Here is a 12,797-nt window from a genome sequence, read left to right as displayed (position 1 = left end):
TTGTTTAAAATTGTAGAGGCGGCTTATGTATATTTTCGGTGTCGGGTTGCATGTGCTGGTGGCGATCTTCTTTGCCATCCATGCGATCCGTAGCGGGCAGCAGTTGTACTGGGTGATGATTTTGTTCTTATTCCCAGGGTTGGGCAGCATTGTGTATTTCTTCGCGATCTACCTGCCAAATTCGAAATTGCAGCACGGCGCCCGCAAGGCGGTTACGGTGGCCGCCAAGACCCTGGATCCGGGCCGCGATCTGCGCGAGGCGCGCCAGGCTTACGATTTCACGCCGACCGCGCAGAACCAGATGCGTCTGGCCGCCGCCTTGCTGGCAGCGGGGAATGCGGAAGAGGCGGCTTCGACGTATGAAGCCTGTCTAAATGGCCCGTTCTCGGGTGACCTGGAAATCCGCTTCGGCGCCGCCCAGGCCACGCTGGCCAGTGGCCGTGCGGCGGCGGCGGTCGCCCACCTGCAAACCATCCGCAGCAGCGATGCCAAATTCCGTGCGGGGCAGGTGTCGCTGTTGCTGGCGCAAGCCTATGCCGCCGCCGGCCGTCATGATGAGGCCGGTGCCGAGTTTGACTATGCACTGAGTCATTACAACAGTTTTGAGGTGCAGGCGGAGTGTGCGATCTGGGCGGCAGGCCAGGGTGATGCCGGCAAGGCCCATCAGCTGTACGCGGAGTTGAAGCACACCATGGATCGCTGGGCGCGCCATACGCGGGATCTGAACCAGCCGCTGGTGCGCCGCTTGAACGCGGCAATGGCCACCATCAGCCGCTGATTATTTCGCGGGCTTGCTGTGACCGGGGTTGAGCATGCCGCCGGTTGCAGCAATCGCCTGATTCAGCTTGTTCATGGTTTCCTGCGGCACGTCGCGGCTGCACACCACATGCCGCCGCATGCCGACCGGCATATTCGGCAGGTCGTAGCGCACCAGCTTTTGCGCCGACGGCTCCTTCTGCCGGAAAAACTCCCAGTCCTCGCGGTCAACGAACATATAGGATGCGCGGCCCACCGTCAGCATACGCATCATCTGCGTGGTTTCCACGGTGCGGCTCATTAGCTTGTTCTTGCCGGACCGGATCATCTGGTCCAGCACCGGGCCGTAAGACACGCCTTCAATCACCCCCAGCGTCAGCGTAGGATCGGTCAGCAGCGCTTCCAGCGTGGCGTGCGCCTGTACCCGTTCGACCATGCCGGGCGCGATCAGCACGGTGTGCGGCAGGTCTTCATGAAATGGATTGCTGTATTGGGCGAGGGCTTCACGTTCGGGCAGGCGATACCAGCTGATCGAACAGTAGTTGGTGCTGCCATGCTGGAAATTGGCCCAGATGCGCTTCTGCGGCTCGTTGATGAAGCGTGCCGGCAGGCCCGCTGCGGCGAATACTTCGCGTGCGCGCTCCAGCAGGAAGCCTTTGGCGACGCCATTCTCGATGTAGTGGTAAGGTGGTTTGTCGCGCCAGGCGACGGTGATTTGCGGCGTTGCCGGCCAGGCTGCCGCGCACGCGAATGCGGCGCACAAGCCTGCAAGCGGCAGCGCCGGCTTCATGAGGCGATGACCGCGCCAGTCAGATCGTGGCGCGTGATCACACCATCTGCTGCAACGGCGATCCAGCCGCCGCGCGCCGGGGTGGCATCCGGTTCCCAGTCCGGCAGCACGTAGCGGCGCTTGCCGTCGATGTGGTGCAAGGCAGGGCGGTGCGTGTGACCGTGGATCATGACGTCGGTGCCGGTTTGTTCGAACACGTCCAGAATCGCCTGCGGCGTCACGTCCATGATCTCGTAAGATTTGCCGCTTTGCTCCTTGCGGCTGTCGGCGCGCAGGCCAGCGATGATGGCCTTGCGCTGCGCCAGCGGCATGGCGGTGAATTGCGCCTGCCATGCGGGTTGCCGCACCATGGCGCGGAATTCCATGTACTTGGTGTCTTGCGTGCACTGGGCGTCGCCGTGCAGTACGACAACGCGCTGGCCGCCGATATCTGCGCCCCAGGTTTCCGGCAGCAGCGTCAGACTGGCCGCTTCGGCAAACCGGGCGCCGACCAGGAAATCGCGGTTGCCGGCGATCCAGTAGACCGCCACACCGGCATCGCTGACGGCGCGCAGCGCCGCCACGACCTGCGCGTGGAATGGATCGTCGATGTCGTCATCGCCGGCCCAGTACTCGAACAGGTCGCCAAGCAGATACAGTTGCTGCGCGTGCCGCGCATGCCGCTCCAGAAAGTCGAAAAACGCCGCACTGGTCGCGGGATGCGCAGGCTGCAAATGCAGATCGGAGATGAACAGCGCGCAGACTTCACTCATATCAATCAAGCAGCCAGTTCGATGCTTTCGATGATGACGTCTTCCGACGGCACGTCAGCAAACATGCCGCTGCGGGTGGTTTTGACTTTTTTGATGGTCTCGACCACGTCGGTGCCGTCAACGATTTTACCGAACACAGCATAGCCCCAGCCGTCCTGGCCTGGGTAGTCCAGGAAGGAGTTGTTTTTGACGTTGATGAAGAACTGTGCCGACGCCGAGTGCGGTGCCGAGGTGCGCGCCATGGCCAGGGTGTAGGTGTCGTTCTTGAGGCCGTTCTTGGCTTCGTTTTCCACGGTGGTGTCAGCCGGCTTTTGCTTCATGCCTGGCTCGAAACCGCCGCCCTGGATCATGAAACCATCGATCACGCGGTGGAAGATGGTGTTGTTGTAATGACCGGCTTCCATGTAAGCCAGGAAGTTGGCGACCGATTTAGGTGCTTTTTCTGCATCCAGTTCTGCGGTCATGGTGCCCAGGTTGGTTTTGATGATTACTTTGGTCATTTTGTTATCCTGAATGGTTAAAAAATACGGCAAGGCCGCTATTTTACTGTTTTGGCGGGATCGCTGTCTTCAAAATCGTCGCCGACTTCACGGTGATCGGGATGACAGGGATGTTCTGGAAGATGCCTTTGTCGTCCACCAGCACGCCCTTGATCTTGTCCACAACCTCGTAGCCTTTGACCACTTTGCCGAACACGGTGTAGCCACCGGAGCCATCCGGCCCCGGATAATCCAGCGGCGTATTGTCTTCGACGTTGATGAACCACTGCGAGGTGGCCGAGTTGGGATCGCCCATGCGTGCCATGGCCAGCGAGTATTTGGCGTTGCTCAGGCCATTTTTGGACTCGATCGGCACCGGCTTGCTGGTCGGCTTGCTCTTGAGTTTTTCGTCGTAGCCGCCGCCCTGGATCATGAAGCCGTCAATGACGCGGTGGAAAATCGTGCCCTTGTAGAAGCCGGACTTCACATAGCCCAGAAAATTGTCGACCGACTTGGGCGCCTTCTCGCGGTCCAGTTCCACCACGATATCGCCCATGGTGGTTTTCAGTTCCACCTGCGGCGTTGGCGTATTCTCAGTGGTTTTGGCGGCTGGCGGCGCGGCCAGCACAGCGCCGGACAGGGCCAGACCAGCGAAGACGGTCATCAATTTTTGGTGCATCGAGCTTCCTCTGGTTAGTGTTAGATAGGCAAAATCCGCTTGCAGATGAGGCCTATGCTGTTTTTATCAATGCTATACTTGTTCCATTCTACCCCTTAGAACGTAGAAACAAGAACATTCCCCGGGGTTCCCCAGGCTAACGATGAACGCAGGTGCGCAGCCGTCTTGGATGACGCGCCAGGTCATCGTATTGCCTATGGCGCCCCAGTAAAACGCAAGAGTCCGATGAGCAATTTAAAGATTTACAACACGCTGGCGCGTGACAAGCAGACATTCGTACCTATCGAACCGGGCAAAGTCCGCATGTATGTATGCGGCATGACCATTTACGACTACTGCCACATCGGCCATGCACGCATGATGATGGCGTTCGACGTGATGTACCGCTGGCTGCTGGCGTCAGGCTATGACGTCACGTACGCGCGCAACATCACGGACATCGACGACAAGATCATCAAGCGCGCGGTGGAAAATGGCGAGACCATCTCGCAGCTGACCACGCGTTTTACCCGATACATGGACGAAGACACCACCGCGCTGGGCATCCTGCCGCCGACGCTGGTGCCGCGCGCCACCGAATATGTGCCGCAAATGCTGGCACTGATCGAAACACTGGAAGCCAAGGATCTGGCCTACAAGGGCGAGGACGGCGACGTCAATTACGCGGTGCGCAATTTTGAAGGCTACGGCAAGCTGTCGGGCAAGTCGCTGGACGACCTGCGCGCCGGCGAGCGCGTTGACGTCAACACCGGCAAGCGCGATCCGCTCGACTTCGTGCTGTGGAAGGCATCCAAGGAATCCGAACCGGAAGAAGTGAAGTGGGATTCCAAGTGGGGCAAGGGCCGTCCGGGCTGGCACATCGAGTGCTCGGCCATGTGCTCGGCGCTGCTCGGCGAACACTTCGACATCCATGGCGGCGGCGCTGACCTGCAGTTCCCGCACCACGAGAACGAAATCGCCCAGTCGGAAGGCGCGTTCGGCCATCAGATGGTCAACTACTGGGTGCACAACGGCTTTGTGCGCGTGGATAACGAGAAGATGTCCAAATCGCTGGGCAATTTCTTCACCATCCGCGATGTGCTGAAAAAGTATGACGCCGAAGTGGTGCGCTTCTTCATCCTGCGCGCCCACTACCGCAGCCCGCTGAACTACTCGGACGCGCACCTGGACGACGCCCGCGGCGCGCTGACCCGCCTGTACACCGCGCTGGATGGCGTGGAAGGCGACGGCCAGCCGCTGGACTGGAAAGAAGAAAACGCCGCCCGCTTTGCCGAAGCGATGGACGACGACTTCAACACGCCGCTGGCGGTGGCTGCGCTGTTCGAGCTGGCGACCGAAGTCAACAAATCGAAATCACCGGTCGCCGCGCGCCAGCTGAAAGCACTGGCCGGCGTGATTGGCCTGCTGGAGCGCACGCCGCAGCAATTCCGCCAGGCGGCCGTGGGTGGCGAGGGCGGTGACGATGCCGCTATCGACGCTGCCATCGTGCAGCGCGCGGAAGCCAAGAAAGCCCGCAACTTCGCCGAATCCGACAAGATCCGCGCCGACCTGTTGGCACAAGGCATCATCCTCGAAGACAAGCCTGACGGCACCACCAACTGGCGCCGCGCATAACTATGGTCATTGCCAAGGATAACGAGGCCGTCGGCGGCGTGCCGCCATACTGGGAGGAAGCCAAGCTTGAGCTCATGAAGCGGGACCGCATCATGAACAAGCTCATCCCGCAGTTTGGCGACCTGCACCTGCGCGGCCATCACGATCCGTTTACCACCTTGGCGCGTTCGATTGTCGGCCAGCAGGTGACCGCCAAGGTTGCCGACGTGGCCTGGAAGAAGCTGCTGGACATCAGCCCGAAATGCACGCCGGCCCAGATCATCAAGGCAGGCGCCGAGCAGCTGTCCGCATGCGGCCTGTCCAAGCGCAAGACCGAGTACATCCTCGACCTGGCGGATCACTTCAAGAACAAGCGCGTCCACACGGCCCAGTGGGACCAGATGGATGATGAAGCGGTGATTGCCGAGCTGGTGCAGATCCGCGGCATCGGCCGCTGGACAGCCGAGATGTTTTTGATATTTAATCTGCTGCGTCCCAACGTTTTACCGCTGGACGACCCCGGTTTAATCCAGGGCATCAGCCAGAATTATTTCTCGGGCGAACCGGTCTCGCGCAGCGATGCGCGCGAGGTTTCCGCCAACTGGGAGCCTTACCGAACGGTAGCGACCTGGTATTTATGGCGTAGTCTGGATCCGGTTGCTGTAGAATAGATACTCTAATCGCTGTGCGAGGGACTTTTGCGCGCCTTTACAAAAGGCGCCAGCCCCCTCAGCTGAGAATAAACACGGAGGTACAATGACCAAAACGACTTTCCTCAATTTTGAGCAACCGATTGCTGAACTCGACGGCAAGATCGAAGAACTGCGCTTCGTCCAGGACGATTCCGCTGTCGACATCTCTGAGGAGATCGACCGTCTGGCCAAAAAAAGCCAGCAACTGACCAAAGACATCTACGCCAAGCTGACGCCATGGCAGGTTTCGCAGATCGCGCGTCACCCACAACGTCCATACACCATGGACTACGTGAACGAAATCTTTACCGACTTCCACGAACTGCACGGCGACCGCACCTATGCGGATGACCTGTCGGTGGTGGGCGGCCTGGCCCGTTTCAATGGCCAGGCGTGCATGGTGATCGGCCACCAGAAAGGCCGCGACACCAAAGAGCGCGCCATGCGCAACTTCGGCATGCCGAAGCCGGAAGGCTACCGCAAAGCCATGCGCCTGATGAAGCTGGCCGAGAAGTTTGGTATTCCGGTGTTCACGTTTGTGGATACGCCGGGCGCGTTCCCGGGCATCGACGCGGAAGAGCGCGGCCAGTCGGAAGCAATCGGCCACAACCTGTATGTGATGGCGGAACTGAAAGTGCCGCTGATCGCCACCATCATTGGCGAAGGCGGCTCGGGCGGCGCACTGGCGATTGCCGTGGCTGACCAGGTCATCATGCTGCAATACGCGACCTATTCGGTGATTTCGCCGGAAGGCTGCGCATCGATTCTGTGGAAGACCTCGGAACGTGCTGCGGATGCAGCGGAAGCGCTGGGCCTGACCGCGCATCGTCTGAAAGCGATTGGCCTGATCGACAAGATCGTCAGCGAACCGCTGGGCGGCGCGCACCGCGATCCGAAACAGATGGCGACGCTGCTGAAACGCGCGCTGGCCGACTCGCTGCGTCAGTTCCACGGCATGAAAACCAAGGACCTGCTGGAAGCCCGTCACGAAAAGCTGATGAGCTACGGCAAGTTCAAAGAAACCACGCCACAAGAGTAAATGGGATTCCCGCGCAAGCGGGCACCCATACACACCCGCCGGGAGCCCGCGCATGCGCTGCTCCCGGTTTGCATTTTGGAGCCGTACCTTGAAGCAGCAAAAGCCCACCCTCACGTCCACCTTTGAACACGCCGTTGCTGCCGCCGGCGCAGGTCAGGGCGCCGCGTCCACATCGCGCATTGCCGTCGCACTGAGCGGCGGCCTGGACTCGTCGGCACTGCTGCACCTGGCCCACGCCTACGCCCAGGCCAACGGCCTCACGCTGCACGCCTTCCACATCCACCACGGCCTCAGCCCGAACGCCGACACCTGGCTGGCCCATTGCGAAAAAGAATGCGCCGCGCTTGGCGTCAGCTTTGAAGCCCGCCGCATCCAGCTGCAAGACCAGAAAAAGTCCGGCACCGAAGCCGCCGCGCGCAAAGCCCGCTACGCCGCGCTCGGCGCGCTGTGCCGCGAGCACGACGTGACCTTGCTGCTGACCGCCCACCATCTCAACGACCAGGCCGAAACCGTCCTGCTGCAACTGCTGCGCGGCTCCGGCCCGGCCGGCCTGTCCGGCATGGATGCCGCCAACACCGCCGCCAGTCTGCTGCAAAACGACCAGCTCGTCATGGCCCGCCCGTTGCTGCAAGCCTCGCGCAAGCAGCTGGAAGCGTATGTCGCTGAGCGCGGTGTACAGCACATCCATGACGAGTCCAACGACGACCCACGCTACGCGCGCAACGCGCTGCGCCACAAAGTCATGCCGGCGCTGGAACAGCACTTCCCCGGCTTCCAGGAGCGCTTTGCCCGCAGCGCCCAGCACGCGCAATCAGCCACCCGCCTGCTGGCCGAGCTGGCCGAGCAGGACCTGGCGGCCACGCTGGAGGAGGATTGCCTCGACATCAGCAAACTGCGCGCCCTGAGCGAGGATCGCGCTTACAATCTGCTGCGCCACTGGTTCGCCACGCGCGGCCTGAGCATGCCAAGCACCGCCTGGCTGTCGGAAATGCTGACCCAGCTGCTGGAAGCCAAGTACGACGCGCAACTGCTGGTCACGCATCCAGAATGCCACGTGCGCCGCTACCGCGACCGCCTGCACCTGACGCCCAAGCTGGACGACCTGGCAGGCATGCGCGAAGACCAGTTCGACGACAAGCCCGGCACCGGCTTCAGCTGGAACGGCGAAAGCGAAATCGCCTTCCCAGCCTACGGCGGCGTGTTGTATTTTGAGCCATCCGACGAAGGGCTGGATGCCGGCTGGCTGCGTGCGCAAAAACTTGTGATCGAATTCCGCCGTGGCGGCGAACGCCTCAAGCCGGCGCCGAACCGCTCCACGCGCCCGCTCAAATACCACTATCAGGCGTTGAATATCCCGGCGTGGGAACGTGGCCGTCTGCCTGTGGTCAAGACACCAGGCCACTTGCTGTTCGCGGCCGGCATCGGCATGGATTGCCATAACGTCAGCAGCGGAGCGGAGCGCATCGCGCTGCGTTGGCAAGCTGTATAGACATCAGGCCGTATCTGCCGAATTTTGTATGTAGATATGTCTATTCGGTATGAGTTTATGAGCTTTTTGACTTGTTATTTTGCAGTGCGGCATGTAGAGTTAAGGGTTCCATTTACCTTTATTTGAGCGGAAAACTCACTGTTATGGCTTTAATCGTGCACAAATACGGCGGTACGTCGATGGGTTCGACGGACCGTATCAAGAACGTCGCGCGGCGTGTCGCCAAGTGGCATGACGCCGGGCACCGCATCGTGGTGGTCCCGTCGGCAATGTCGGGCGAGACCAACCGCCTGATTGCCTTGGCCAAGGAAGTTCAGGCCCAACCAGATCCACGCGAGCTGGACATGGTGGCGTCGACCGGCGAACAAGTCTCCGTCGGCCTGCTGTCGATGGCGCTGCAAGCTATCGGCAAGAAGGCGATTTCCTACGCCGGCTGGCAAGTCGCGATTAAAACCGATTCCGCATTCACCAAAGCCCGTATCCAGTCGATCGACAACGAAAAGGTCAATCGCGATCTGGACGAAGGCAAAATCGTCATCATCACCGGCTTCCAGGGCGTGGACGACGACGGCAATATCGCCACGCTGGGCCGTGGCGGTTCGGACACCTCGGCGGTAGCAATTGCTGCCGCCATGAAGGCCGACGAATGCCTGATTTTCACCGACGTAGACGGCGTCTATACGACCGACCCGCGCGTGGTATCGGAAGCACGCCGCCTGAAAGCCATCACCTTTGAAGAAATGCTGGAACTGGCGTCGCTGGGCTCGAAAGTGCTGCAGACCCGTTCGGTCGAATTCGCCGGTAACTACCGCGTGCCGACCCGCGTCCTGTCGTCGCTGACCGACCCGATGCTGGACATCGAAGAAGAAGCCAACTCCGGCACCCTGATCTCGTTTGAGGAAGATACACACATGGAACAAGCAGTCATCTCCGGTATCGCGTTCAACCGCGATGAAGCCAAAATCACCGTGCTGGGCGTGCCAGACCGTCCAGGCGTGGCCTACCACATCCTGGGACCGGTGGCCGATGCCAACATCGAAGTCGACATGATTATCCAGAACCAGTCGGTCGATGGCAAAACCGACTTCACCTTCACCGTCTCGCGCAACGACTACCAGCGCGCTGTGGATGTGCTGAACAGCACCAAGGAAGCGCTGGGCGCGGCAAGCGTCACCGGCGATGCCAAAGTATCGAAAATCTCGGTAGTGGGCGTAGGCATGCGTTCGCACGTGGGCGTGGCTTCGCAGATGTTCCGTACGCTGTCGGAAGAGGGCATCAACATCATGATGATCTCGACCTCGGAAATCAAAATTTCCGTGCTGATCGACGAGAAATACATGGAGCTGGCCGTGCGCGCGCTGCACAAAGCGTTCGAACTGGAAAAAGCATAAATTTTTTTAAAAACCGTCCTGGTTGCCTTGACCAAACGGGTCACGGTCTATACTATGACGGTCGTCTGCTCTAGCGCAGTTTGGTAGAAAAGACATAGTTGAGTAATCGACTAGGAGACGTGGCCGAGTGGCCGAAGGCACATCCCTGCTAAGGATGCATACGGCTTATACCTGTATCGTGGGTTCGAATCCCACCGTCTCCGCCAGAACAAACAAAAAAGCCTCCCCTGTGGAGGCTTTTTTGTTTGTCTGGACCGAACGTCACCGAGACACATCCCTTGACCAAACGAACTCCGATCTATACTATAACGGACGTCGCTTCTATCCTTATAGAAACGACATAGTTGAGCAATCGACTAGGAGACGTGGCCGAGTGGCCGAAGGCACATCCCTGCTAAGGATGCATACGGCTTATACCTGTATCGTGGGTTCGAATCCCACCGTCTCCGCCAGAACAAACGAAAAAGCCTCCCACTGCGGGAGGCTTTTTCGTTTTAGCTGTACTAATTCAGGATGGCAGCTCAAGCGCCGGTTGGTGTCAGAATTTGTGCAGGATACCGAGGCCTAGCCCTGACGGATCCTGCCCCGCCGATAAGCCTGCAACCGGATTGGCCGACAGGTTATAGGCGGCGTTGCGCTCGTTGCGCACGCGCGTGTATGCAGTCCACAGCTCGCTGCGCTTGGATAAGGTGTAGCTATAGCCCACTGTATATTGCATGGCGCCTGAATCCTCGCCAGGGCGTACGATGCCGCCGACGCTGACGGTCGCGTTACCGCGTGCGTTAAACGCCTTGGTCGCAGAAGCCCGCAGGATATGGCGTCCGCTGGTATGTGTGGCTGCCAGTTGCATCGCGTTGCGGCGCAGATGGGTGGTGGCAGTCGGCTCGTAGCGCAGGTACTCCCACGCTGCGCGCAGGCGCGTGTTGCCGATGCTGTAGGCGGCGCCAATCTTGTGGCCGATGTCGGTGGTGCCGGCGGCGAAGTAGTCCTTGTGCTGTTCGACGCCGTAGGCCAGGTACAGCGGGCCGTTCTCGTAAGTGACCAGCCCTGAGGCCATAACGGGATTGCTGCCGCCGCTGGCTTCCTCGCGCGCGCTGATCGCAATGCGGGCATTCCATCCCTGATATTCGGGTGTGAAGTATTGCAGCAGATTTTTCTGTCGGCGGTCGAACGAGGCGGGCGCGATGGCATTCGCCGCCGTGGTAAAGCCATTGCCCATGATGCCATTGGACGCGAAGATCCCTGCAGTGAAAGGATCGATCGCATACACGGACACAAAGCGGTACGGCGATTCCCAGATCCCCAGCATCACCTGGCCAAAGCCGCCACGCAGGCCCACGGCTGTATTGCGCGTGAAGTCGCCGCCACCGCCCGTATCCACCGCCACCGGCATCTCGATCTGGAACAGGGCCTGCATTCCGCCGCCCAGATCTTCGGTCCCGCGAAAGCCCAGCACCGACAAGTTGTTTGATACTCGCTGCGTGCGGACACCGGCAGCCTGCACGGTTTCGGCATCGACTTTCAGAAAGCCGTAAATGGTGACATTGTCGCTGGCCGCCCAGGCAGGCAGGCTGAGGATGAGTGCGGCGAAGGGGGATAAGTGGCGTTTCATGGTCGTCTCCTGTTGTCATTATCAGGTCATCATAAAACGGCTGTATTTATATGTATACATTTAAATAAAAGCGTATACATTGAAATCCGACCTTCGTACAATGGCGAGGCAAGTCCTATAACCACTATGGAGAGCACCATGAGCACCAAGCTTCGACACATCGCTTTGTCCGTTCCCGATCCCTGGAAGACGGCGGAGTTTTATATTCAGGCTTTCGGTTTCAAGAAGGTCGGCGAGACCGATTCATCGCTGGCGCGCGGCGTTTATCTGAGCGACGGCGTGATGTCGATTGCGCTGTTGAACTACAAGACCGACCACGCGGCGGGCGAGGAGCGCGGCAAGGATTTCGTCGGCCTGCACCACATCGGCATGTGGGTGGACGACATCGCCGCCGCGCGCAAAGATGCGGAAGCGGCGGGCGGTACGTACTACATGGGCGAGGTGCCGGTGAAGGGCAATATCTTCTATGAGGTGAAGTACCGCGATCCGAATGGCGTCATTATTGACCTCACGGACCATGGCTGGGGCGGGGCGGTGAAGGATGTGGAAGCGGCCAGCGCTTCAGGTCCGGCACTTCGTCATCCGGACCTGAAGGCTGATCGCACCGGGATCAACTAAGCGTTAGCACATGGCGCAGCGGCTGACCCTCCAGGCAGGCGCGGATGTTGTAGAGCAGCGCATCATGCTGCGCCTGTTGTGCCTCCGGCGAGCGGCCCGAGATGTGTGGCGTGAGGATCAGCGTATCGAGCTGCGCCGCCTCGGGCGGTATCGCCGGCTCATTCTCGATGACGTCGAGCGCCGCGCCGGCAATGCGCTTCTGCTGTAGTGCTTCGATCAGCGCGGTGGTGTCAACCACGCTGCCGCGCGCGATATTGACCAGGAAGCCTTGCGGGCCAAGCGCGGCCAGCACTTCTTTGTTCACCAGATGGCGAGTGGCCGGGCCGCCAGGACAGGCGAGGATGAGGTAATCACTATCGCGTGCCAATTCCAGCATATCGCCGACGTAACGGTAAGCGATGTCCGGCCGTGCATGGCGCGCATGGTAGGCGACCTTCATATCAAAGCCTGCCGCACGGCTTGCGATCAACGCGCCGATATTCCCCATACCGACGATGCCAAGACATTTGCCATGCACTGCGGGGCGTGCGGTGCGATGGCTTAGCCACTGGCCTGCCTTCACTGCGCGATCCAGCAAGGGCAGGGCGCGTGCGCTGGACAGCATCAGTGCCATCGCATGATCGGCCACGGTGGCGTTGTTCACGCCGGGTGCGTGCGTGACGGTGATGCCGCGCTGCTGCGCTGCTTGCAGGTCAATGTTTTCATATCCCGCGCCATAGCAGCACACCAGCTGCAAGGCGGGCAGTGCGTCCATCTGCTGCGCGCTCAGGCCTGTGGAGCCATTGGTGATGACGATGCGAACCGCGCCGGCGCGCTGCGGCGTGTGCCGCGCCAGCGGCCAGCGCGACTGCAAATCCGCGACGAACGGCGCGGCCATTTCTATCAAGAGCAGTAGCTCCATGAACGT

General features: G+C 60.2%; 13 protein-coding genes and 2 tRNA genes. 9 read left to right on the top strand and 6 right to left on the bottom strand.

Translation table 11 applies throughout. The features are described from left to right. Nucleotides 1-25 precede the first annotated feature (25 nt). A complete protein-coding gene (locus tag GTP58_RS24110; RefSeq protein WP_161079613.1) occupies nucleotides 26-778 on the top strand; it encodes a hypothetical protein in 753 nt (250 codons plus the stop codon). On the opposite strand, the gene GTP58_RS24105 is transcribed toward GTP58_RS24110, so the two are convergent. From GTP58_RS24105 to GTP58_RS24090, 4 genes are read right to left on the bottom strand one after another with little or no spacing between them, the layout of a single operon-like run. After that, nucleotides 779-1,546, bottom strand: a complete 768-nt coding sequence (locus GTP58_RS24105) for an ABC transporter substrate-binding protein (protein ID WP_161079612.1) — start codon at nucleotides 1,544-1,546, stop codon at nucleotides 779-781. Further along, nucleotides 1,543-2,298, bottom strand: a complete 756-nt coding sequence (locus GTP58_RS24100; protein WP_161079611.1) for a UDP-2,3-diacylglucosamine diphosphatase — start codon at nucleotides 2,296-2,298, stop codon at nucleotides 1,543-1,545. The genes GTP58_RS24105 and GTP58_RS24100 overlap by 4 nt, the downstream gene beginning before the upstream one ends. A gap of 5 nt (nucleotides 2,299-2,303) precedes the next feature. Beyond that, nucleotides 2,304-2,798, bottom strand: coding sequence for a peptidylprolyl isomerase (locus GTP58_RS24095; protein WP_161079610.1), 495 nt, complete (start codon nucleotides 2,796-2,798; stop codon nucleotides 2,304-2,306). 43 nt (nucleotides 2,799-2,841) lie between these two features. Next, on the bottom strand, nucleotides 2,842-3,456 hold the full coding sequence (locus GTP58_RS24090) for a peptidylprolyl isomerase (RefSeq protein WP_072786760.1): 615 nt from the start codon (nucleotides 3,454-3,456) through the stop codon (nucleotides 2,842-2,844). A gap of 225 nt (nucleotides 3,457-3,681) precedes the next feature. Between GTP58_RS24090 and cysS the strand changes: the two genes are divergently transcribed. The 7 genes from cysS (at nucleotide 3,682) to GTP58_RS24055 (ending at nucleotide 10,112) form a co-directional block, all read left to right on the top strand. Then, nucleotides 3,682-5,070 (top strand): cysteine--tRNA ligase, encoded by a 1,389-nt coding sequence (gene cysS, locus GTP58_RS24085; RefSeq protein ID WP_161079609.1) that lies wholly within the window; start codon nucleotides 3,682-3,684, stop codon nucleotides 5,068-5,070. A gap of 2 nt (nucleotides 5,071-5,072) precedes the next feature. Further along, the gene (locus tag GTP58_RS24080; protein ID WP_161079608.1) at nucleotides 5,073-5,720 is read left to right on the top strand and encodes a DNA-3-methyladenine glycosylase; all 648 of its coding nucleotides are present in this window, start codon (nucleotides 5,073-5,075) and stop codon (nucleotides 5,718-5,720) included. Between the two features lie 85 nt (nucleotides 5,721-5,805). Continuing rightward, a complete protein-coding gene (locus GTP58_RS24075; RefSeq protein ID WP_072786763.1) occupies nucleotides 5,806-6,780 on the top strand; it encodes an acetyl-CoA carboxylase carboxyltransferase subunit alpha in 975 nt (324 codons plus the stop codon). A gap of 52 nt (nucleotides 6,781-6,832) precedes the next feature. After that, nucleotides 6,833-8,269, top strand: coding sequence for a tRNA lysidine(34) synthetase TilS (gene tilS / locus GTP58_RS24070; protein ID WP_161079607.1), 1,437 nt, complete (start codon nucleotides 6,833-6,835; stop codon nucleotides 8,267-8,269). A 143-nt stretch (nucleotides 8,270-8,412) separates the two neighbouring features. Continuing rightward, on the top strand, nucleotides 8,413-9,660 hold the full coding sequence (locus tag GTP58_RS24065; RefSeq protein ID WP_072786765.1) for an aspartate kinase: 1,248 nt from the start codon (nucleotides 8,413-8,415) through the stop codon (nucleotides 9,658-9,660). A gap of 113 nt (nucleotides 9,661-9,773) precedes the next feature. After that, nucleotides 9,774-9,866, top strand: a tRNA-Ser gene (locus GTP58_RS24060). A gap of 153 nt (nucleotides 9,867-10,019) precedes the next feature. Beyond that, a tRNA-Ser gene (locus GTP58_RS24055) sits at nucleotides 10,020-10,112 on the top strand. A gap of 86 nt (nucleotides 10,113-10,198) precedes the next feature. Here GTP58_RS24055 and GTP58_RS24050 read toward each other — a convergent pair. Next, nucleotides 10,199-11,272: a porin gene (locus tag GTP58_RS24050; RefSeq protein WP_161079606.1), complete on the bottom strand. Its 1,074-nt coding sequence runs from the start codon at nucleotides 11,270-11,272 to the stop codon at nucleotides 10,199-10,201. Nucleotides 11,273-11,410: 138 nt separating this feature from the next. Here GTP58_RS24050 and GTP58_RS24045 point away from each other — a divergent pair, with 138 nt between their 5' ends. Continuing rightward, on the top strand, nucleotides 11,411-11,890 hold the full coding sequence (locus tag GTP58_RS24045; RefSeq protein ID WP_161079605.1) for a VOC family protein: 480 nt from the start codon (nucleotides 11,411-11,413) through the stop codon (nucleotides 11,888-11,890). Here GTP58_RS24045 and GTP58_RS24040 read toward each other — a convergent pair. Beyond that, nucleotides 11,883-12,791: a 2-hydroxyacid dehydrogenase gene (locus tag GTP58_RS24040; protein WP_161079604.1), complete on the bottom strand. Its 909-nt coding sequence runs from the start codon at nucleotides 12,789-12,791 to the stop codon at nucleotides 11,883-11,885. The genes GTP58_RS24045 and GTP58_RS24040 overlap by 8 nt on opposite strands. Nucleotides 12,792-12,797: the final 6 nt, after the last annotated feature.

This window comes from Duganella sp. CY15W (genome assembly GCF_009857555.1).
Classification (GTDB): domain Bacteria; phylum Pseudomonadota; class Gammaproteobacteria; order Burkholderiales; family Burkholderiaceae_D; genus Rugamonas; species Rugamonas sacchari.
This window is presented reverse-complemented; position numbering and strand designations above follow the sequence as displayed.

Coding starts and splice junctions, on each gene's coding strand:
- GTP58_RS24110 (WP_161079613.1), top strand. CDS start 26: ATGTATATTTTCGGTGTCGGGTTGCATGTGCTGGTGGCGATCTTCTTT.
- GTP58_RS24105 (WP_161079612.1), bottom strand. CDS start 1,546: ATGAAGCCGGCGCTGCCGCTTGCAGGCTTGTGCGCCGCATTCGCGTGC.
- GTP58_RS24100 (WP_161079611.1), bottom strand. CDS start 2,298: ATGAGTGAAGTCTGCGCGCTGTTCATCTCCGATCTGCATTTGCAGCCT.
- GTP58_RS24095 (WP_161079610.1), bottom strand. CDS start 2,798: ATGACCAAAGTAATCATCAAAACCAACCTGGGCACCATGACCGCAGAA.
- GTP58_RS24090 (WP_072786760.1), bottom strand. CDS start 3,456: ATGCACCAAAAATTGATGACCGTCTTCGCTGGTCTGGCCCTGTCCGGC.
- cysS (WP_161079609.1), top strand. CDS start 3,682: ATGAGCAATTTAAAGATTTACAACACGCTGGCGCGTGACAAGCAGACA.
- GTP58_RS24080 (WP_161079608.1), top strand. CDS start 5,073: ATGGTCATTGCCAAGGATAACGAGGCCGTCGGCGGCGTGCCGCCATAC.
- GTP58_RS24075 (WP_072786763.1), top strand. CDS start 5,806: ATGACCAAAACGACTTTCCTCAATTTTGAGCAACCGATTGCTGAACTC.
- tilS (WP_161079607.1), top strand. CDS start 6,833: ATGCGCTGCTCCCGGTTTGCATTTTGGAGCCGTACCTTGAAGCAGCAA.
- GTP58_RS24065 (WP_072786765.1), top strand. CDS start 8,413: ATGGCTTTAATCGTGCACAAATACGGCGGTACGTCGATGGGTTCGACG.
- GTP58_RS24050 (WP_161079606.1), bottom strand. CDS start 11,272: ATGAAACGCCACTTATCCCCCTTCGCCGCACTCATCCTCAGCCTGCCT.
- GTP58_RS24045 (WP_161079605.1), top strand. CDS start 11,411: ATGAGCACCAAGCTTCGACACATCGCTTTGTCCGTTCCCGATCCCTGG.
- GTP58_RS24040 (WP_161079604.1), bottom strand. CDS start 12,791: ATGGAGCTACTGCTCTTGATAGAAATGGCCGCGCCGTTCGTCGCGGAT.